Annotated in this window: 10 protein-coding genes; all 10 read left to right on the forward strand. The window is 40.6% G+C overall.

Annotated features, from left to right (window positions below; all coding sequences use genetic code 11):
* Positions 1 to 9 precede the first annotated feature (9 nt).
* Positions 10 to 8,928, forward strand: coding sequence for a thioester reductase domain-containing protein (locus tag JBW_RS04320; RefSeq protein ID WP_007954587.1), 8,919 nt, complete (start codon positions 10 to 12; stop codon positions 8,926 to 8,928).
* 82 nt (positions 8,929 to 9,010) lie between these two features.
* Positions 9,011 to 10,450 carry an MATE family efflux transporter gene (locus JBW_RS04325; protein ID WP_007954586.1) on the forward strand — a complete coding sequence of 480 codons (1,440 nt, stop codon included), beginning with the start codon at positions 9,011 to 9,013 and terminating at the stop codon, positions 10,448 to 10,450.
* Positions 10,451 to 11,054: 604 nt separating this feature from the next.
* Complete coding sequence (locus JBW_RS04330) at positions 11,055 to 11,642, forward strand: glycerol-3-phosphate responsive antiterminator (protein WP_007954584.1); 588 nt, start codon at positions 11,055 to 11,057, stop codon at positions 11,640 to 11,642.
* A 485-nt stretch (positions 11,643 to 12,127) separates the two neighbouring features.
* Entirely contained in the window at positions 12,128 to 12,862 is a 735-nt protein-coding gene (locus JBW_RS04335) for an MIP/aquaporin family protein (protein WP_007954583.1), read from the forward strand.
* 120 nt (positions 12,863 to 12,982) lie between these two features.
* Positions 12,983 to 14,476, forward strand: a complete 1,494-nt coding sequence (glpK, locus tag JBW_RS04340) for a glycerol kinase GlpK (RefSeq protein WP_007932247.1) — start codon at positions 12,983 to 12,985, stop codon at positions 14,474 to 14,476.
* Positions 14,477 to 14,752: 276 nt separating this feature from the next.
* The gene (gene glpA, locus JBW_RS04345; protein ID WP_007954581.1) at positions 14,753 to 16,369 is read left to right on the forward strand and encodes an anaerobic glycerol-3-phosphate dehydrogenase subunit GlpA; all 1,617 of its coding nucleotides are present in this window, start codon (positions 14,753 to 14,755) and stop codon (positions 16,367 to 16,369) included.
* On the forward strand, positions 16,341 to 17,603 hold the full coding sequence (glpB, locus tag JBW_RS04350; protein WP_235334136.1) for an anaerobic glycerol-3-phosphate dehydrogenase subunit GlpB: 1,263 nt from the start codon (positions 16,341 to 16,343) through the stop codon (positions 17,601 to 17,603). Before glpA ends, glpB begins: the two co-directional genes overlap by 29 nt.
* A gap of 14 nt (positions 17,604 to 17,617) precedes the next feature.
* The gene (locus JBW_RS04355) at positions 17,618 to 18,814 is read left to right on the forward strand and encodes an anaerobic glycerol-3-phosphate dehydrogenase subunit C (protein WP_007932238.1); all 1,197 of its coding nucleotides are present in this window, start codon (positions 17,618 to 17,620) and stop codon (positions 18,812 to 18,814) included.
* Between the two features lie 155 nt (positions 18,815 to 18,969).
* On the forward strand, positions 18,970 to 20,889 hold the full coding sequence (gene phnD, locus JBW_RS04360; protein WP_007954579.1) for a phosphate/phosphite/phosphonate ABC transporter substrate-binding protein: 1,920 nt from the start codon (positions 18,970 to 18,972) through the stop codon (positions 20,887 to 20,889).
* 28 nt (positions 20,890 to 20,917) lie between these two features.
* Complete coding sequence (gene pyk, locus JBW_RS04365) at positions 20,918 to 22,672, forward strand: pyruvate kinase (protein WP_007954577.1); 1,755 nt, start codon at positions 20,918 to 20,920, stop codon at positions 22,670 to 22,672.
* The last annotated feature ends 59 nt before the right edge of the window (positions 22,673 to 22,731 follow it).

The following is a 22,731-nucleotide window of genomic DNA, read 5'->3' on the forward strand; positions in this document are numbered from 1 at the left end:
AAAAGAGAAATGGAGAGTCAATTATCGTCTTTATATAAGCAGATAAAAGATAAAAAAATAAGCCGAGAAGATGCAATAAGGCAGATTCAAGAGCATAAAGCAAAGCAGACCCAGCAACACATACTTCCCATCTTAGAAAATCATGCGTTATCTAAGACTAATACTGCCACTCTGATAGAGGGAATACAGACTGTTTTGCTGCAGAGGGCATCTGAATTATCCAGGGTAACAATTGAAGATATTGATCTAGAGGCCCAGTGGAATGAAAACGGACTGGATCAGGTTATGCTGGCTGCATTAGCAGATCGGTTAAATCAGGACTATAAGCTTGAACTGCTTCCAAGCATATTTTATACACAATTAACCATACAGAGCTTTGCCGAGTATTTGGTTAATGAACATTACGATATGCTTGCTGGTCAGATACAAGCAAAAGAATTATCACATTCGATAACTGAGAAAAGCAAAGTAATGACAGAATTTGAAGAAGAGCTGCTGAAGGAAAAAGCAATACGTTATTTCAAACAGCAATTATCTTCTGTTCTTAAGCTTCCGGTGCATCGAATAGACGAAAATGCGCAAATGGAAAAATACGGGATCGATTCGATTATGGTTATGCAGTTAACCAATGAGTTAGAAAAAATATTTGGTTCTTTGCCAAAAACATTATTTTTTGAATATGAGAGTCTCCACCAGATAACTGACTACTTCCTTGCCGCTTATCGCACTGAGCTGATCAAAATTTTAAATGTGGAATACGGTACTGCCATTTCGGCTAAATCTGACAGCAGTGCTGGTGCAGAAAAGAAAAACTCGTTGTTTAGAAGTCCCAGGAAGCTGCGTACTCCAGAGTTTAGTGAAGGCAGCATTCGGCAAAAAGCAGCAGCGGGGGTGGATGTTGCGATCATTGGCGTTTCTGGACGTTATCCTGGTGCAAGAAATCTTCAGGAATATTGGAGAAACTTGCGGGATGGCAAGGATTGTATTACAGAAATTCCTAAAGATCGCTGGGATCATAGTTTATATTTTGATGAAGACAAGAATAAACTTGGTAAAACCTATGGTAAATGGGGTGGTTTTTTAGAGGGAGTAGACCAATTCGATCCTCTTTTCTTTAATATTTCGCCGCGGGAAGCTCAATTTATTGATCCCCAGGAACGATTGTTCCTGCAATGTGTATTTGAAACCCTGGAAGATGCAGGATATACCAGGCAAGACCTTGGATTAAAAGAGAATTTTAATGTTGAAGGAAACGTAGGAGTTTATGTAGGAGTGATGTATGAAGAGTATCAGCTTTACGGTGCTCAGGAACAAATCCAGGGAAGACCCATTGCTCTTAGCGGAAATCCATCGTCGGTTGCCAATCGAGTATCCTACTTCTTTAATTTTCATGGACCTAGTATGGCTATTGACACGATGTGTTCTTCTTCTTTGACAGCAATTCATTTAGCATGCCAAAGTTTGCAGCAAGGAGGATGTGAAATTGCAATTGCAGGTGGTGTAAATGTCTCAATTCATCCCAACAAATATCTGATGCTGGGACAAGGAAAGTTTATTTCAAGCAAGGGAAGGTGTGAAAGCTTCGGTCAGGGCGGCGATGGCTATGTGCCCGGTGAAGGAGTTGGTGCTGTACTGCTCAAACCGCTGACGCAAGCCATTGCTGATGGTGATAATATATATGGAATTATTAAAGCAACAGCAATCAATCATGGCGGGAAAACGAATGGCTATACAGTTCCTAATCCCAATGCGCAAGCTCGGGTTATTGGTCAGGCTTTTGCTGAAACAGGAATCAACCCCAGAATGATCAGCTATATTGAAGCACACGGTACGGGAACTTCTTTAGGAGATCCTATTGAAATAGCAGGACTGAGTAAATTTTTTAAAGAGCATACCAAAGACAAACAATTTTGTGCAATTGGATCTGCCAAATCAAATATTGGGCATTGCGAAAGTGCAGCCGGCATTGCAGGAGTGACTAAAGTATTGCTGCAGCTTAAATATCGCCAGCTAGTACCATCATTACACTCCAAAACATTAAACCCGAATATTGATTTTAACAATACGCCATTCTTTGTTCAGCAAGAACTTGCAGAATGGAAAAGACCGTTGATTAACATACATGGAAAAACAGAAGAGCATCCGAGAATTGCAGGTATTTCATCTTTTGGCGCGGGAGGATCAAATGCTCATGTTGTGATAGAAGAATATATCCCAGAGGATCAAAATCCGGTTATAAATCTGATTTCACAGCAGCATCCAGCTATGATTGTATTATCAGCCAAAAATGAAGAGCGTCTTTTGGAAAAGGTGAGACAATTGCTGCTTATGATAAAGGAAGTCAGGTTCTTTGATGCAAATCTGGCGGAGATAGCTTATACGCTGCAAATTGGCCGGGAAACAATGGATGAACGCTTGGCGATTGCAGTGAATTCTATTAAAGAACTGGAAGAAAAATTGGGTCGCTTTTTGGAAAGAGATGAGGATATTGAAAATTTGTACCGAGGGCAAAATAAGCGCAATAAGGAAATATTGGCTGCTTTAGGTCCGGATGAAGATATGGCAGTTATGATTGATTCTTGGATGAGAAAAGGAAAATATACGAAGCTTCTCGAGGTTTGGGTGAAAGGGCTAATCATTGACTGGAAAAAGTTATATGGAAAAGCAAGGCCTCGAAGAATCAGTCTGCCCACGTATCCTTTTGCTAAAGAAAGATATTGGGTACCTGAATTTGAAACAACGGCTGTCAATCATATTCTGACTCATACTGGAAATGCACTAATGCTTCATCCTCTGCTTCATCAGAATACATCGGATTTAACGGAGCAGCGTTTTACCTCTAAATTTTCGGGGAAAGAAACCTTCTTCGTGAATCATGTTAAAGGATTTAGAGTACTGCCGGAGGCTGCTTGCCTTGAAATGGTGCGAGAGGCTTTACAGCAGGCTGCTGGAAGGCTGCAAGAAGGACAGAAAATTTTGATTACCAATATCAGGTGGATGTTTCCTGTTGCTGTAGATGAATCTTTGCTTGAAGTACATATTGGACTAATACCTGAGAACAGCAGCGAAATTATCTTTGAAGTCTATAGCCAGCCCGGGGGCAGAGAGGAAGAAACTATCATATACAGCCAAGGAACTGCTGTATTTAGTGATGTTTCTGCAGAAAATATAGAATTGGACTTGGCTGCTATTCAAGAGCAGTGCAGGAACCATTTCAATGCCAGCCAGTGTTATGAGGCATTAAGAAATGCCGGATTTAATTATGGTCCGGAATACCGGGGAATGGAATTTGTATATGTCGGAAGAGGCCAAGTATTGGCAAAGCTAGTGATGCCTTCCTGCATAGCAGAGACCCAATCGCAATTTATGCTGCATCCCAGCCTGCTGAATGCTGGAATGCAAGCAACAATCGGTTTTATATTGAATTCAGAAGACCGCAGATTAATGCTGCCAGTTGCCTTGCAGGAGCTTGAAATTCTTGGCCCTTGTTCGCCTGCCATGTGGGCTTGGCTTCGTTACAGTGAAGGCAGTGCTGCTGATACATTACAAAAATTAGATATTGATCTGTGCGACACTCAGGGTAAGGTTTGCATTCGTATGAAAGGTTTGGAAATGCAAGGGGATACAGAAGAAAGCACGTCTGGCGATTCTGTAGAGGAGTTAAGACAAACCCCCGCAGCTTCTAAAAAACAGGAAGCTTTTGAAATGATGACATTTGAAGAAACCTGGCAGGAGCAAGCTTTGTCAAATCGTGGACCTGTTAAGATCAGAACACTGGTTTGTTTTTTGTCCAATGTAGAAAATCAAAACAAGGCAGCAGAAGAGATTCAAACCCTTGATCCGCAAACAAGAATACTCTTCATCTCTCAACATCCAAATCATACAGCATCCTCCCATACCATCTACCCCATTTCCCGCAAAGACCCCTCTACCTATGAACAAGCATTTCAAAGCATCCGGGAAGATTACGGCGAGATAGACGGGATGCTCTATCTGTGGACAATAGAAGATGCCACATGTATTGAAGACTATTCCGTCATTGTGTATCTGCTGCAAAGTATTGCTGCCGTAAAACTAAAAGCCGGACGAGTCTTGCTGGGAGCGCAGTTTGAAACAGGGCTGGAACGCTGCTATCTGGATTCCTGGGTTGGTTTTGAACGCTCTTTAGGGCTTGTTTTGCCCAATACGCAAGTAGCTGTGACGTATCAAAAAAGCAGCGGCCCAGATGCGAAATCGACCATGGAAGATTGGTTGACCAAACTCTGGTCAGAACTGCAGACCGAGAAACTCCAAAGCGTTTTCTACCAAGAGGGAAAACGATATGTATACCAGATTCAGGAAACATTTCTAGAGACAGGCAGCAGCCTTTTACAGGCAGGAGGAACCTATCTCATAACAGGAGGGTGCGGAGGACTGGGTTTTCTATTTGCCAGGCACTTTGCCAAAACCCATGCCGTCAATCTAATCCTAACAGGCAGATCAGCTCTGGATGCAAAGAAGCAGGCAAAAATTCATGAATTAGAAGCACTAGGCAGCCATGCCCTATACTTGCAGGCAGACAGCTGCGATGTAAGCAGTATGAGAAGCGCTTTGGCACAGGCGAAAGCAAAATATGGTGAGATCCATGGAGTGATTCATGCAGCGGGGCTGGCAGGCAGCCAAAGTCTATTTGAAAAAGACCTGGCAGGATTTAAGAAGATAATAGAACCGAAAATTAAAGGCACTCTGGTGCTGGATGAAGTGCTTCAGGAAGTGGCACTTCATTTTATGTGCTATTTTTCCTCTTCATCTGCCATCCTAGGAGATTTTGGTTCTTGTGACTATGCCATCGGCAATCGTTTTCAGATGGCGTATGCTCACTATCGGCAGGAAAAGCAGCTGGAGGGAAAGGGATATGGCAAGAGTCTGGTGATAAACTGGCCTTTATGGAAGGATGGAGGAATGGGAGTCGGTGAGGAAGAGAACAGCAAACTTTATTTAAAATCCAGCGGCCAGCGTTTTTTAGAAGCCGAAGAAGGTACGGTTATGTTTGACTGCATTCTGTCCCAAAGTACAATCCAGCAGTTAGTATTAGTGGGGCAGCCCAGTCGAATAAAACGTTTTTTAGGTTTAACTCATGATGATGTTTCTCTTTCCCTCTTAAGCCTTAATTCGCCGTCGAGAGGAAGACGTCCAGAAATGAAAGGCTTAAATCTGGAACAGTGTGTTGAATGGGATTTGAAAGAATATATCAGCCAATTGCTGAAGATTCCGTTCAATAAGCTGGATAAAGAAGAAAACCTGGCAGACTTTGGCTTCGATTCCATTAGTCTGACGCAACTTGCTGCCTTATTGCGCAGCCATTATGGAATTGAAGTGACAGCAACACTATTCTTTGGATATTCTACGATTGAAAAACTGACACAGTATTTTGTAACTGACCATCATAATATCATGGATGAATTCTATAAAGAAGAAGCTGTTTGGCAGCCTATGGAGCAAAAGCGCTCTACAGAAAATAAAGCAGTAGTGGGTCCAAAATTTCAAAGAATCAGATTTGCTAGAAGGAGAGAGGATACTGAGGATATAAAACAGCAGGGTTCTATAGCAATTGTAGGTATGAGCGGTAAATTTCCTATGGCTGAAGATGTGCATGAATTATGGGGAAATATTGTGGAAGGCAGGGATTGTATTGCTGAGATTCCAAAAGAGCGCTGGGACTGGCAGAAATTTTATGGAGACGCTGCCAAAGAAGTAAATAAAACTAAAATAAAATGGGGCGGCTTTATTACGGAGATTGATGAGTTTGACTCATTATTTTTTAAAATTTCGCCTAAAGAAGCTGAAAGCATGGATCCTAAACAGCGTATGCTCATGACATTTGTCTGGCGGGCCATGGAAGATGCAGGGATTACCCCAAAAGAAATGTCAAAGAAATCTACGGGAGTCTTTATCGCAGCATGTCCCAGTGAATATACGGATTCGGTGTCGATGCAGAATAACAGTTTGGCACTAACATCTACTACGCCGACAGTGCTTCCTGCCCGCATTTCCTATGCCTTAGATTTGCAAGGTCCCAGCGAATATTGCGATACAGCGTGTTCCTCCACGCTTGTAGCGTTGCATCGGGCAGTACAAGCTATTCAAAATAATGAATGTGAACAGGCCATTGTAGGTGCTGTCAATTTACTGCTTTCACCTTTAGGATTTATTGGTCTTGATTCATTAGGGTATCTCAGCCCGGAAGGAAAGGCAAAATCATTTCAGTCGGATGCTAATGGATATGCGAGGAGCGAAGGAGTCGGTGTACTCATTATAAAACCCTTGCGACAAGCGATTAAAGACAAGGATCAAATTTTTGCAGTCGTGAAGGGAACGGGTGTTTCTCATGGCGGCAAAGGGATGTCTTTAACTGCTCCGAATGCAAACGGAATGAAAGCAGCTATGATCCAGGCATACCAAGCAGCAAAAATTGATCCGCGGACAGTGTCTTACATCGAAGCTCACGGGATTGCATCTCTCTTAGGAGATGGTATTGAAGTTGATGCATTGAAAGCAGGTTATCAGGAACTTGTGGCACGGCAAACTTTACAACATGTGAAAAATCAGCACGTATGTCATATCGGCAGTTTGAAGCCATGCATTGGCAATGCAGAAGTAGCTTCAGGAATGGCTGCATTGATAAAAGTCATTTCAGCTATGCGCAATAGGATAATTCCGGGTATTGCTGGATTTACTACTTTATCCGATCATATTTCTTTAGAAGGGAGTCCGTTTCAAATTGCTGCGGGCAACTATGAGTGGAGTGCGTTAAAGAATATTTATGGCAGCAGTTTGCCTCGGCGTGCCAGCATCAATGGCTACGGATTTAGCGGGATTAATGCACATGTAGTCCTGGAGGAATATGTTCCTAAGCAGGAACATATTCCTCCAGAAGAAAATTTACCTTATATAGTGCCTTTATCAGCAAAAAACAGAGCTCGTCTTGATGATTATGCTCGAAACCTCCTTATATTTCTAAAAGCAAGAGATGGGGCAGCGGCTGATTCTGCCCTTCATTTAGCGGATGTGGCCTATACCCTTCAAGTAGGGCGCGAAGCAATGGAAAGCAGAATTGCCTTTATTGTCAAAAGCATAAAGGAGCTGATGGAAAAGCTGGAAAGCTTCATCGATGGAACCGAAAACGCTGAAAATTATTTTAGTGAAGATGCTAAGCAAGGAATTGCTGCTCAGTTATTGGGAACAGATGATGATTTTGAAGAGCTGCTTCATAAGTGGGTTGCAAAGGGAAAAATGAAAAAGATAGCAGAGGTATGGAGTAAGGGACTTCCTATAGAATGGGAATTATTCTATCCGGATAGCAAGCCTCAGCGGATCAGTTTGCCAACTTATCCTTTTACCAGAGAACGTTACAAACTTTTCTTACAACAGGAAAAAAAATCTTCAACTACAATTGAGAATGTAAAAACACAATCTAGAAGCGAGGATTTTGTGCAAGGTAATCCGAAGGATACTTTGGAGTATATTACCAGGTTAGTTCAGGATACGTTAGGTCTGCCTTCAAATGTTGCAATTGACCCTCAGAGTCAATTAAGAGAGTATGGTATGGATTCCATATCTGGGATTCAGATATTGGACAAAATAAGGCAGGAACTAGGTACCCAATTAGATGGCAGAAGGTTTTTTTCGGAATTTACGCTGCAAAGTATTATCGACCAGTTAAAGTCAGTAGCCAATCAGGATAAAATCCTTCTATCGCCATGGGAAATGGATAAGAAGCTGCCTATGAGCTTTATGTTAAACCTGAAAAAAACTTCCTTTACGCATAATTCTTTACCTGAGAACATTTTTCTGACTGGGGCAACTGGACTGTTAGGGGCTTTTCTATGCAATGAAATTCTGCAGCAAACTTCTGCAAATGTATATTGTCTTGTTCGCGCAGAATCAGCAACTTTAGGATTGCAGCGTATACAAGAAAATTTAAATAAATTTGCATTGTGGCAATCTGATTATCAGTCGCGAATTATTCCTGTATTAGGGGATATAACAATGTCTCAATTAGGAATAGAAAAAATAATTTATACCGAATTGAGTCATTCCATCGATGCCATTTATCATTGTGCAGCGCTTCCCAACCATATATTAAATTATTACTCACTGCGAAATGCGAATGTGAATGGGACCTTAGCAATTATAGAATTTGCAGCAGCCGGGAAGATCAAACCAATACATTTTACGTCTACAATTGCAGTTTGTTCACAGATGGATGGCGATATCATGTTGCCGACGCATCAAATGGAAACTTTGCTGGGGCAAGGCAAGAATTTGACTAGTGGATATGCGCAATCAAAATGGGTCTCTGAACATCATCTCATGCAGGTCCAGGAAAGGGGTATTCCGATTACCATTTTCCGGTGCGGTGAGATTACAGGATCTAGTCAAACGGGATATGGAGTTACTGAAGACATGGTACATAATTTTTTAAGAATTTTTAGTAAAGTAAACGCAATCCCTGAATGGAATGAAGGCGTAATGGATATTGTACCAGTTGACTATGTTAGTAAGGTAATATTAGCAGTGAGTCGGCAGCAGGATTGCTATGGTAAGATATATCATTTGAACCATATGAAACCATTTCCGGTGAGAGAATTTTTTGCGTATCTAAAGAAAAAGAATAGCCGGTTATCGAAGATATCTTTTGAAGAATGGGCTGATCGTTGTTTGCAATATATTATTGAATTGCCGGAAAGTTCAGTAAAGACAGTCATGGTAGGATCTTTTACAAAATTAGATTCTGGCTCCAGAGTATTTAAATATTATTTTACAAATATGGGACTTAACAATGAGAATCTGCAAACAGCGTTACAAGGCTTTGATGTCGATTTTCCAAAAATCAACGATCAATGGTGGGAAAAGTGTATGAATCAGATTTTGTTATTTGACAGATGAACTGGTAATTATGGGCACCCTCCCTAATAATTTATTGAAAAAAGGGAGGGTGTTCCTATTTTGCTTGTAAAAGGAGACAGAAATGTTAAAAGCTATAATTGATTCATCTGAAATGAATAGTGAACGCGTAAAGAATTCCGATCCGGATATTTTTGATGGTCCTATTGTCTACACAACACTAAGATTGAGTATTCCCATGCTAGTTACTCAACTATTATCCTTTACTTATTTATTTGTAGATACTTATTTTATTTCGATGATTGATAAGCAATCAACTACTTTAGTTAGTGCTGTCGGATTGGTGTTTCCAATTTATTTATTTTTTTTAAACATATGTTTTGGATTATTTCAGGGCACAAGCTCTCATGTAGCAAGAGGGATTGGCGAAAAAAAGGAGGAGGTAATTAATAAGATAGGGGATTCGGCATTATTGTTGGTCATTGTAATCGGTGTTGTCACTTTTGTCTTAAGTGTACTATTTGGAGAACAAATAATACGCTTCTTTGCCGGCAGTCAGTTAACGGCGGAAACAATTAAATATGGACTAGAATATTTTTATTATATTCTCCCTGGTTTGGAAATGTTCTTAATAACACACGTTTATTGCGGTATACTGCAAGGAGAAGGTTTGGCTAAATATATTGGCTGGGGGGCAGTTCTTTCAACAAGTACTAATATTATCTTAAATCCTATTCTAATTTTTATTTTTAACATGGGAGTTAAAGGGTCTGCTCTAGCAACTTCTATAGCTATAGGATTAAGTTTGATTTATTTAACAGTTTTGTTTGTCAGAGGAAAAACAACGATTCATTTCAAATGGAACGTATTTAATGCTAATAAAAAGTTGATAAAAGAAATCTTATGGATATCTGTTCCTGCTTCTTTAGGAATGTTTTTAATAACTATTTCAACAGGAATATTAAATAATATAGTAAGCTCAGTAAGTCAGGCGGCAATGAATGCATGGGTATTAGTCAGCAGAACAGATCAATTATTTGTAATTCCGAGTACCGCCATTGCGACCACCACAATTACAATGATTGGACAAAATTACGGACGGGGAAATTTGATGAGGGCGGCTAAGATATTTCGGGTAAATGTAATATTGTGCATATCAATTTGTGCAATACTTGCTTTTTTATATATTATATTTGCTCCTGAACTATTTCAGTTATTTTCTTCTGTGCCGGAAGTTGTCGATGGGAGTGTCAAACAGGTCAGACTTTTGGCATTTACTACTCTTTGTTCTGCCACTGTTCTTGTGATTTCGTTGTCCTTTCAAGCCACTGGCAGACCTATGCCAAATCTAATTAACTGCTTTATCTTTATGGTAATTACTTGCACTCCTCTTTGCCTACCCTTGTTTGGTTTTGCTATACAGGATATGACTCCGATTTTCATATGCGTAGGAACTGGTAATATTTTAACGTTCATTATCGCTTTTATTTGGGGGAATAGGCATTTTAAACAATTGGGATTTAATGGTAAAATCGTACAAACCGTGAATAAAAAAATACCATAACAGAATTGGTTGAGGTAAGAGGAAATGCAAATAAAAAAACATAATATTTATATTGATGAATTGAACTTAGTTAGATCACAAAGTAGTTTTAAAGCAGCTTTATGCTGTTGTTATTTTTCTCTCAGTATAAGGTTATTTGTTTTACTATTAGTAATTATTTGTGCTCCATTGCTTACCCTTTGAAGACCGAATTAAATTTTAATCCATTAACGTTAAAATTAAATTTTTTTGATTTGCTAACACCAGAATATATATATATAATCTTTAAGTTAGGTTTAATGATTAGTAGTAAACTTTTAGTATTTTTTTGTAAAGTGATGATTCATAATAGAAATAAATTTCTTTGTTTGGTATAATGAAGCGACGAAACTGTTGAGAGAAAAAAAATTCGTGTTGACAATGAAAACTAATATTGTAAATAATGTTAAATTTATAACTCATAGAATTAATAATCTAGATAGTAGTTTTTTAGATCAGTTTTTCAAATCTTTAGAGGGTGACTGCGTTCGAAATTTGAAATTTAGAGTACTGTTCAAGTTCATTTTGTAAAGTCTGAGCTTATGGTAATGAAGTAATTATAAATAAAAAGGAATGGAGTGGAAAAATGACAATGGACGTTCTTAAATTTTTAGCCAGTGGCCCTGTAATTCCGTCGGCTCGTTCTATGGAAGATTTTAAAATCGCTTTAACCCATACGGTTTCTCCCAGCGTAGTATTACTTTTTGGTGATATTAATACATTACCAACGCTTATTTCTCAAGCAAATGAATATAAAAAACGCATTGTTCTGCACTTAGATCTATTTGATGGTATTGGTAAAGACAAAGCAGGCATTAAATTTTTAGCACGCTTAGGGATTCACGCCATTATTACAACTAAATCCCATCTATGCCGATTTGCACGGGACGAAGGAATGATTGTGGTACAACGGTTATTCTTAATGGATTCAGATTCATTGCGTACCGGTTTGAATTTAGTGCGTAATTTTAAACCGGATGCCATTGAAATATTACCCGGATCGGTGCCTGAAAGTGCAGTACAGGAACTAGTTCGTGAAACAGGTCTGCCAATTTTAGCCGGTGGCTTAATACGCACCAAGGAAGATGTGAATCATGCGATAGAAAGAGGAATTTCGGCAGTGAGTACCAGTCGGCGGGATTTATGGGATGATATTATGGTTAATGACAAGTAAAAAGATAGAGCCCATTATCACCGTATAAAAAACACATTTTAAAAAAATATTAAATAATATGATAAATTCAGTTTATTTAGCAGGAGTTTTAACTGCTGTGTAGAAGTATAACAACATAGAGAAAAAGAATCCGCTTGATAGTTTAAATACATGAATGTTGCAACAAAGTAATAACTAAAAATTTAGTTTTAAAATGTTAAAATTTTCAGTCTATTTAGCAGGAGATTTCAATATGATGTAGAAGTTATAAATTAAGAGATAGTTGTTTTTTTCTATTATGGGATTCAAAATAAATAACTTTGGACTAGAGATTAAAGAGAAGTCCGTTTATTCCTCTGAATATGTATATATAGAGGCGTGAATGGAGTTCTCTTTTTTGTCTAAATATTTAATGGTAAAGGATGGTGATTATGGAAATAAAAAGGTGAGAGTTTGGTGAATAAAAGAAAAAACTCTATTCGAAAAACTAAGGAGGAATTGGACTAATGCCAAATTTATTATTAGGTGAATTTATTGGATCTGCGATTTTCTTTGCTTTTGGTTGCGGTGTTGTAGCTAACGTATCATTGAATAAGTCTAAAGGTAATGGTGGTGGACCTATTGTAGTTTATACTGGATGGGCAATGGGAGTAATATTAGGTGTAACTGTGTCCCTTGCCATTGGTAATACTGGTGATTTGAATTGTGCGGTTACTTTTTATAAAATGTTAATGGGCTTGTATACGGTACCTGTTGCTCTCAGCATAATGGCAGTGCAAATTCTTGGTGGTGTTCTTGCTGGTGCGCTGGTTTGGTTAGCATACCTTCCTCACTGGGAAGCTACTGAGGACAAAGCTGCTAAACTGGGTGTGTTCTGCACTAGCCCTGCGATTCGTAGTTATGGTGCCAATGCGCTTTGCGAATTTTTGGTAAGTACAATGTTATTTTTAGTATTCTTTAGTATGGGTAGCAAATTTGTGTCTGGCCCTAATGGTTTTCCTAGTGGCTTCGGTACTTATATGGTCGGTCTGTGCGTTTGGGCAGTTGGTTTGAGTTTCTGCGGTCCTACTGGCTATGCTTTGAACCCTTGTCGTGATCTTGGCCCTCGTATTGCTCATGCTATTTTGCCTATCGCTGGTAAAGGTGGTTCCGACTGGGCTTATTCTTGGGTACCAGTAGTAGCTCCTATGGCTGGTGGCGGCGCTGCGTTCATAATTGCAAAAGCGCTTGGACTTATTTAATAGTTAAATTGAAGTTAGTTGTTTAAAGTACATTTATTTAGTAAATCTTGGAGAGTATAAGTATAAGATAAATTATTAAGAGGGTAAAGATCTTGAAATATTAAAGGAGTGACTTTTAAAATGACAAAAAAATATGTAATGGCCCTTGATGCAGGTACGACAAGTAACAGAGCAATCATATTTGATCAAGATTCTAATATTATTGCAGTAGCACAAAAAGAATTTACACAGATTTTCCCTAAAGCTGGTTGGGTTGAGCATGATGCGGACGAAATCTGGAGCACGCAAATTGAAGTAATGAGGCTAGTTGTGCAACAAGCTGGCCTGAGTGCGACTGATATTTCCGCTATTGGTATCACCAATCAACGTGAAACTGCGGTAGTTTGGGATAAAACCACTGGCAGACCAATCTATAATGCGATTGTTTGGCAGTCTCGTCAAACAATGGATATTTGCAATGATCTAAAAGCCAGAGGTCTGGAAGCTGAATTCAAGCAAAAAACAGGTTTAGTTGTAGATGCATATTTCTCTGGAACCAAAGTAAAATGGATTTTAGATCATGTAGAAGGTGCTCGTGCTAAAGCAGAAAAATGCGAATTGCTGTTTGGTACTATTGATACTTGGCTAATCTGGAAATTGACTGGCGGAAAAGTACATGTTACTGATTACTCCAATGCTTCCCGTACACTCATGTACAACATTCGCGAATTGAAATGGGATGAAAAACTTCTTGAATATTTAACTGTACCAGCATGTGTACTGCCAGAAGTTAAATCTTCCAGTGAAGTATATGGTCAAACAGATGTTGCTATCTTTGGTGCGGCTGTGCCTATTTCTGGTGCTGCTGGTGACCAACAGGCTGCGTTGTTCGGTCAAACTTGCTTCCAACCTGGTATGGCAAAAAATACCTACGGTACTGGCTGCTTCATGCTGATGAACACAGGCAGTAAAGTATATGAGTCTAAGAATGGTTTGCTCACTACCATTGCTTGGGGACTTAACGGCAAAGTAGATTATGCGTTAGAAGGCAGTATTTTCGTTGCTGGATCGGCTATTCAATGGTTGCGTGATGGTTTGCGTTTATTAGAAGCTGCTCCTGATTCTGAGTATATTGCCAAAAAAGTAAAAGATGCTGATGGCGTATATGTAGTACCTGCTTTCGTAGGGCTTGGTGCTCCATATTGGGATATGAAAGCTCGCGGTGCGATTCTTGGATTGACCCGTGGAACTAGCAAATCTCACGTTGTTCGTGCGACGTTAGATTCTATGGCATATCAAACAAAAGATGTTTTAAGTGCAATGGAAGCTGATTCCGGCATTAAATTGCAAGCGTTAAAAGTAGATGGCGGCGCTGTTGCTAATAACTTGTTAATGCAATTCCAAGCAGATATCTTAGGTGTTCCAGTGGATCGTCCTAAAGTGACTGAAACGACTGCTCTTGGTGCAGCTTATCTTGCAGGTTTGGCTGTTGGCGTATGGAAAACCAAGGAAGAGCTGATCAGTACTTGGCAGCTTGACAATCGTTTCGAGCCTACCATGGATGCTGCACAAAGTGCAACATTATACAAAGGTTGGCAAAAAGCGGTTAAACGCGCTATGGACTGGGAAGACTAAATCCAATTTAATAGCTATAAAAGGGCTGAGATAAGAGATCCCTTTGTGTTCGATCAAACGGATACAAAGGGATCATATTTGCTTTTCCTGATTCTCAGGTATAGTCTATAATTATGGGAAGCGCGGAAAGAATACAGGTAACCGCAGAGGCGCAGAGCGCACTGAGGGATATTTTTATATCTATCTATTTTTCTCTGTGTTCTCTGCGCCTCTGCGGTTAAACACAGGTGCAGGTAAGCTCTATTTCATTATTTTATTTCTAGAAGGGGGATTGAGATGCAAAAGACGACAGTTGTAGTAATTGGTGGCGGTGCCACAGGGGTTGGTATTCTGCGTGATTTATGCATGCGGGGAGTTGATGCAATTCTTCTTGAGCAGCAGGATTTAGCCTATGGCACCAGCTCACGTTATCATGGACTTTTGCATAGCGGTGGTCGTTATGCGGTAAAAGATGCCGAGGCAGGCAAAGAATGTATTGAGGAAAATACCATTTTGCGTAAAATTGGCAGACATTGTGTAGAGCAAACGGAAGGTTTTTTTGCCCGAACTCATTTAGATGATGAGGCATTTGAAGGAAAATGGGTGGAGGCATGCGCAAAAGTAGGGATTCCTACTATTCCCATTTCGGTAGAGGAGGCTCTTCGTTTAGAACCCAATCTGAGTCCCAAAATTAAGTCTGTATATCGGGTGCCGGATGCGGCCATCGATGGTTTTCGTATGGTTTGGCAAAATGTAGCGTCTGCCCGTAAATATGGCGGACGGGTACTAACGTATACCACAGTTGTGGGTATTGAACACAGCAATAATCAAGTTGTAGGCATTAAAGTTCGCAACACGTTAACTGGTGAAGTCAGCAATATTGCTTGTGATTTCATTGTCAGTGCTGCTGGCTCCTGGGCTGGGGAAATTGCTGCTTTGGCAGGGATTAACGTAAATGTGCAGCCGGATAGAGGGACTTTAATTGCTTTTAATCATCGTATTACCAGCCGTATCGTGAATCGTTTGCGTCCGGCTTCCGACGGAGACATTTTTGTTCCCCACGGTTCTATTACGATTTTAGGTACAACATCTGCATCAGTAAACAAGCCAGATGATACGGTGCCGAATGCAAAAGAAGTAGTAGAACTCTTAAATATTGGGGAAGCTTTATTTGAAGACATTAGGAGTTATCGTATGCTCAGAGCTTTTGCCGGAACCAGACCACTGTATAGTGCTGATCCAAATGCAACAGGCCGCGGTGCATCTCGTGGTTTTGTGACTCTTGATCATGCTCATGACGGATTAAAGGGCTTTGTCAGCGTAGTAGGAGGAAAATTCACCACCTATCGCTTAATGGCAGAAAAGGTAACGGATTTAGTATGCGGTTACTTGAATGTCAAAACACCTTGTCGTACGGCGGTAGAAAACCTTGTTGAGGATACTTCTCCAGCACTGATGGCGAAAGCTCGCTTATACTTTCCTGCTTATGGTGCTGAACTTGCTGCTTCACGATTAGGTTCAGAAGGCTTGGAAAAGGTAATTGCCCGTATACAGGAAAAACCGGAAAAACGCCAATTATTGTGTGAGTGTGAAAATGTAACTATGGCTGAAGTGGAAGAAGCGGCAGCTGACAGTACCAGCTATATGATTAGTGATGTTCGTCGTAAGACTCGTATGGGGATGGGAACTTGCCAGGGAGCTTTCTGCACATTCCGCAGTGTAGGCGCAGTGGACGCAAATGGATTGTCATGGGGCAAAGATACCAATGTGTTATTTAAAGAATTCCTGCAAGGCCGCTGGAAAGGGATTCGTCCTATTTTGTGGGGCAATGTCATGCGTGAAATGGAACTGACCCGGGGAATTTATGAAGGAACTTTAAACATAAATGGAGCGATTGACAATGAGGGAATATGATATTGTAGTAATTGGCGGCGGCTTAGCAGGTTTAATGGCGGCGGCAGCAGCGACAAAACGCGGCAAGAAAGTAACACTATTGTCTTTAGGTTCAGGAACTTTAACCATTGGAGGCGGCATCGTTGATGTAATGGGATATTTGGAAGGCGGCATACCAGCAGCTACTCCAAGTGCGGGTCTGCTGCAAGTCGGCGCTGGACATCCGTACAAAAAAATTGGTCGGCCGGCAATCGAAGAATCCATTCGCTTCTTTAAAGAAATTTGCGAGCAAGAAGGATATTCCTATATCGGAAATCTAGACAAAACGCAATGGATACCGACTGCTGCTGGTACATTAAAACCAACTTGCCTTGTTCCAAGAACAATGGACACAACAGAACTTAAAAAAGCAGACAAAGTAACTGTATTGGGTTTTGATGCATTAAAGGATTTTTATCCTAGCTTAATAGCTAAAAACTTTAAAAAGATTCCTGCATTTGCGCAAAAAGAGTATGAAGTCGTGATGATTGATCCAAAATTATCTGAAGGCCGCGATGTTACTGCTCTGGATGTGGCTCGTTGGTTAGATACAGAGGAAGGTCTTGCAAGCTGCATTGAAAAAATGCGTAACGTGATTGATTCCGGTAGTGTGGTTATCATTCCGCCTATATTAGGGACTCGTCCGAGCTATGCAGTTAAAGAAAAATTAGAAAAAGCTTTAGGGTGTCATTTCGTAGAAACAGCTTCTGTGCCTCCGTCTATTACTGGTTTGCGCCTGCGTACCATGTTAGTACGATATCTGAAGAAAAATGGCGTACGAATTGTAGAACAAGCTATTGTAGCAAAATCCATTGTGGAAGACGGCAAATGCGTGGCAGTGATCACAGAAGGTGTGGATCGGGAACGTACCTACTATGCTAAATCCTTTATTTTAGCAAATGGCGGTTTCTATGGCGGTGGTCTGCTTGCAGAGCCAGGTAAGGTGATCGAGCCTATTTTCAATTTACCAGTAGAGGCTCCAACGGATCATGAATTGTGGGCGAATTATTCTTTATTCTCCAGTGAAGCACAGCCTTTTGCGAAACTTGGTTTAGATGTTGACGAAAAAATGCGTCCTCTTGATGCCAACGGCAAAGTGCTACTAAATAATGTTTTTGTTGCGGGACGTAATCTGCGCGGCTATGATTTCAGCTTTGAGAAATCAGGGAATGGTGTAGCAATTGCGTCAGGTTATCAAGCGGCTATGTCAGTGTAAGGGGAGAAAAAATAATGAAGAAACATCATAATAATCCAGATAGCTGTACAGCTTGTACGGTGTGTATTGCCAATTGCCCGGTAACAGCTGCGACTCGGAAGTTTCGTGGGCCTAAAATGGTTGGTCCTACCTTAGAAAGAATGAGATTATCACAAGATGACATAGAACCTTCTTTGGAGTATTGTTCTAATTGCAAGAATTGTGATATGTCATGTCCTTCTGGTGTTCCTATTTCAACGCTTAATATGTTAGCTCGAGCTAAATATTTTAAGAATCGTAAACGCAGCTTACGGGATTGGATTTTATCTCATGGCGAAAAAATGGCTAAATTGAGTGCTGCTACTCCAGGTATGGCTAATTTTGGAATGAAAATGAGTCGGGGCATATTGAAAAAGATTGGTATCTCTGATAAGGCGCCATTGCCGGCATATGCATCAAAATCTTTTAGCAAATTGTTTAAAAATCTGAAACAAACCAGTTACCCGGATAAGGTTGTATTTTATCCTGGCTGCTTTATTAATTACAACGATCCCCAAGTTGGCATGGATTTTGTAGCTGTTATGCAAGCCAATAAATTGGAAGTGATCGTAGAAGAAGGGTTTGTTTGCTGCGGTTCTCCATTAGTAGTAAACGGATTTTTGGATGAAGCAGAAGAAAATGCAAAACAGAATGTTCAAATCCTCAAGAAATGGACAGATAAAGGATATCCGATCATTACTTGCTGCACCAGCTGCGGTTTGATGTTGAAACAAGAATATCAGGAACTGTTCCATATTGAAGGCGTGGCAGAATATGCAAAACATTTATATGATGCAGATGAATTTTTACTGGATCTTCATGATCAAGGACGTTTGAATACAAACTTTGGCACATTAAATGAAAAATATATGTATCATGCTCCTTGTCATTTAAGAGCGCAAGGTATGGGGTTACCGGGAGTCGAGTTGTTAGCTTTAATTCCAGGGCTTGATGTGCAAGATGCAGATGCTGGTTGTTGTGGCATTTCGGGTAATTATGGTTTTAAAGACGACAAATATGATATTTCCATGGAGATCGGCTCAGGCTTATTCAAAACGATTAAAGAGAGTGGTCGTGATACCGTTGTTTCGGAATGTGGAACATGCCGTTTACAAATTGGCCACGGAGCAAATGTAAAAACCTTGCATCCTTTGACATTGGTGCGTAAATCCTATGAAGCTTACCACAAGTAGGATTATTCTTGACTGAATTCCTTGAATACACTCTACCTGGTGGCTAATGCCTAATGCAGCAGCAAATCATAGTTGGGTGAAAATTGGCCCTGCAGTAGAATTTGGTTTGATTCATAGTGCTAAATGCTGAATACACTTATGGGAGGGAAAACCTTATGATACAGAAAAAAGTAGGTCTGTTTCACTTGATGATCGTGATGCTCGTTGGTATAATAGCACCATATCTAGTGGAGTATATAGGGAATTTGGGAACAATAGTAAGCGTTTTGGCAGTGGCTGGTGTTTCAACAGCCGTTTTAATCAGAACTTGGCCTCGGACTGGAGACATAGAGAGAAGTCAGGTCCAACCTTCTGTAAAGCAAACTCAATCGATGCCCCAGGTGGATATGTATGGTATTTCCGAAGATTTATCCTTTGTATCCCAGCAGTTGGCTTGGGTTGCAGGACATAGCAACACTGCATTAAAAAAGCTAACCAAACAGTCCAATACCATAGCGCAAGAAAGTGAAACCACAGCAAGCAGTGCCCAGGAGGCTTCTGCAGGTGTAGAAGAAATTGCTTCCAATGCAGCGGTTGTGGCAAATGCTTCCCAGCAAGCTTTAAAACAATGTCAGAGTTCTTCGCAATTAGCACTCAATAATCAGCTGCAAATTACCCAGGCAAGCAATACCATGCTGGAAGTAGCCCAGGTAGTGGAAACCTCGGTACGTGATATGGAAGAGTTGAATGTAGCATCAAAACGAATTGGTGCTTTTGTGGGCAAAATTCAAGGGATCGCCAGCCAAACGAATTTATTGGCTTTGAATGCAGCCATTGAGGCAGCCCGTGCGGGAGAACAAGGCCGGGGGTTTGCCGTTGTGGCAGAAGAAGTACGTAAATTGGCCAGTGAGAGTGAAGCCGTAACTCATGAAGTGGAAGAAACGGTGAGGGATATCACCAATCGTACGAGCTATGTTACGGCACATATGCAAGGCAGTAAGGAAAAAATTCAGGGCATTGAGCAATTGGCAAGAAAATCTGCAGAGAGTATGCAGGAAATCGTGAATACTGTTAACGAAATTGAAAGCACAGTAGAAAAATTGTGCAGCCTCTCCAATGACCAGCAAATGACCACAGAACAAATGGCCCAAGCGGTAGAGAGTATTGGGAGTGCTACCGTTGAAATTGCTGCTGGCACGCAAGAAGCATTGAAAAGTATTGGCCAGCAGGAACATGATATTGAAGAAGTATATGCATTAACGAAAAAAATGACAGCTGCTGTAGATCAAATACAAGAAGTTGCCGCTATTTTTAAAACCGGTAAAGAATTAGTATTTGGTTTTAACCCTTTTACAGCACCACAAATAATTAAAGAAAATTATACGCCGATATTAGAAACGATTGCCAAGAAATTAGGACTAGAACCTAAAATCATTATCGTTTCTGATTATGATTCTTTGGGGCGGTCCTTACTGAAAGGTACAATTGATGTAGGGTGGTTTTCTCCTTTTGCCTATGTTTCTGCAAAAGATAAAGGTGAGATTACTCCTTTGGTGACTACGGTAGTGAACAAAAATGCTTCCTATCATGGTTATATCATTGCTCGTAAAGATAAAGCGTTTCAGTCGATAGATAGTCTGCAAGGTAAACGTTTTGCCTTCGTTGACAAACAATCAGCCTCTGGATACGTGTATCCAAAGGCCATGTTATTAGAACAAGGTAAAGATCCGGAAACATTTTTTTCGGAGACAGTCTTCTTAGGCAGTCACAATCGGGTCATTGATGCAGTCCTGGATGGTACGGTTGATGCAGGAGCTACCTATTCAGAAGCTGTAGAAACTGCTAAAGAGTATGGACTTGCTGTACATAATTTGGTAATATTAAAGCAAACCGATGCGATACCTAAAGATGTTATTGCTGGGCGACCTGGACTTGATGAACAATTGTTGGCAAGTCTTAAACAGGTTTTTATAGAAACTACCGATAGGACATCTACACATGCTTCAGTAATGAAAAAAACTGGATTAAATGGTTTTATTGAAGCCCAGGATCAGGTGTATGATGTGATCAGAAAAGCAGCCAATGTACTAAAATAAAAAGTGAAGAGAGTGTGAATGTAGTAGTATGATCAAGAAGACGAAAATTGTTTGTACAATGGGTCCAAGCACAGGGAAACAAGAAATCATGGAAAAATTAATAGAGTCAGGTATGAATGTAGCGCGCTTCAATTTTTCCCATGGTGACCATGCAGAACACAGTGTTCGCATCAACATGCTGCGTGCAGCAGCGGCAGCCAAGAAAACTCCAGTAGCCGTATTACTCGATACCAAGGGACCAGAAATGCGTCTTGGCAATTTTGTAGAAGGCAAAGTGACCATTGAACAAGGTCAGAAATTCATCCTAACCTCCAGAGACATAGAAGGTACAAAAGAGATTTGCTCCGTGAATCATCGTCATTTGCCCCAGGAAGTAGCTGCCGGCAATCAAATTTTGCTATCCGATGGACTGATTTGTCTTCAAGTTGATAAAGTAGAAGGCGATGATATTCATACTACGGTATTAAATACGGGTGTGATTGGGAATCGCAAACGTGTAGCAGCCCCTGGTGTATCGGTCAATTTACCCCCTTTATCGGAACAAGATATTAAAGACGTATTATTTGCTGCCAAAGAAGGCATGGATTTTATTGCAGCCTCCTTTATCCAAAGAGCAGCTGACGTATTGACCATTCGCAAATTATTGGAAGAAGCCAACTCCGATATCCATATTATCTCTAAAATTGAAAATGCTGAAGGCGTAAAAAACATTGATGAAATCATTAAAGTATCCGATGGAATCATGGTTGCCCGAGGTGATTTAGGAGTAGAAATTCCAACGGAAGAAGTGCCATTGGTACAAAAAATGATCATTGAAAAATGTAATAAATTAGGCAAACCTGTTATTACGGCCACTCAAATGCTAGAATCCATGATCAACAATCCTCGCCCTACCCGTGCAGAAGCCAGTGATGTTGCCAATGCCATTATGGATGGAACGGATGCCATCATGCTCAGTGGTGAAACAGCCAGCGGCGATTACCCAGTAGAAGCGGTACAAATGATGTCCAAAATAGCAGTACGTACGGAACAAGAGTTAAAATACAGTGAAATCCTGCATAATAAAGGCGTGTTAACCCAACGTACCACAACGGAAGCCATCAGTCATGCAACGGTACAAGTAGCTCACGAACTTAATGCAGCCTCCATTATTACCGATACCCAAACCGGCTACAGTGCCAGAATGGTATCCAAATACCGTCCTTTGGCTCACATTGTAGCGGTAACACCTTATGAAAGAACCGTTCGAAAAATGCTTCTGCTGTGGGGTGTACAGCCAGTGCTGCGATCAGCAACAAAGAATAGTGATGAAATGGTACAAAATGATATTAACAGTGCAGTTGCCTCCGGAATTGTCAATGAAGGTGATTTAGTTGTAATTACGGCTGGTGTTCATGCAACGGGCACAGGAACGACGAATATGATTCGCGTGCACGTAGTCGGCAATATTATATTACGAGGCGTTGGTATTGGTGCAACAGCCGTAACGGGTAAAGTTTGCGTAGCCCATTCCATCAAAGATGTGCAGAGCAAATTTAAAGAAGGCGAAATACTAGTGGTTTCTCATGTAGATGATGAAACGGCTAAATATGCAGCCAAAGCGTCAGCTGTGATAGCAGAAGAAGGCGGCTTGACCTCTCATGCAGCAATTGTAGGCATTAGTGCAGGGATACCGGTGATTGTGGGTGCAGATGGTGCTACCGAACGCTTAACCGATGGTGCGGTTGTGACAGTAGATGCAGCTCGCGGATTAGTTTACAGCGGCGAAATTAACGCACGGTAATAGTTTGAAAATTATTTACAATTTTTATCGTAATTTTTGCTAAAACTAGCAGGAGTTAC

It is taken from the genome of Pelosinus fermentans JBW45, assembly GCF_000271665.2.
Classification (GTDB): domain Bacteria; phylum Bacillota; class Negativicutes; order DSM-13327; family DSM-13327; genus Pelosinus; species Pelosinus baikalensis.

Bases quoted from the DNA above. Each gene is read 5' to 3' on its own strand.
- JBW_RS04320 (WP_007954587.1), top strand. From the start codon at position 10: ATGGAGAGTCAATTATCGTCTTTATATAAGCAGATAAAAGATAAAAAA.
- JBW_RS04325 (WP_007954586.1), top strand. From the start codon at position 9,011: ATGTTAAAAGCTATAATTGATTCATCTGAAATGAATAGTGAACGCGTA.
- JBW_RS04330 (WP_007954584.1), top strand. From the start codon at position 11,055: ATGACAATGGACGTTCTTAAATTTTTAGCCAGTGGCCCTGTAATTCCG.
- JBW_RS04335 (WP_007954583.1), top strand. From the start codon at position 12,128: ATGCCAAATTTATTATTAGGTGAATTTATTGGATCTGCGATTTTCTTT.
- glpK (WP_007932247.1), top strand. From the start codon at position 12,983: ATGACAAAAAAATATGTAATGGCCCTTGATGCAGGTACGACAAGTAAC.
- glpA (WP_007954581.1), top strand. From the start codon at position 14,753: ATGCAAAAGACGACAGTTGTAGTAATTGGTGGCGGTGCCACAGGGGTT.
- glpB (WP_235334136.1), top strand. From the start codon at position 16,341: ATGGAGCGATTGACAATGAGGGAATATGATATTGTAGTAATTGGCGGC.
- JBW_RS04355 (WP_007932238.1), top strand. From the start codon at position 17,618: ATGAAGAAACATCATAATAATCCAGATAGCTGTACAGCTTGTACGGTG.
- phnD (WP_007954579.1), top strand. From the start codon at position 18,970: ATGATACAGAAAAAAGTAGGTCTGTTTCACTTGATGATCGTGATGCTC.
- pyk (WP_007954577.1), top strand. From the start codon at position 20,918: ATGATCAAGAAGACGAAAATTGTTTGTACAATGGGTCCAAGCACAGGG.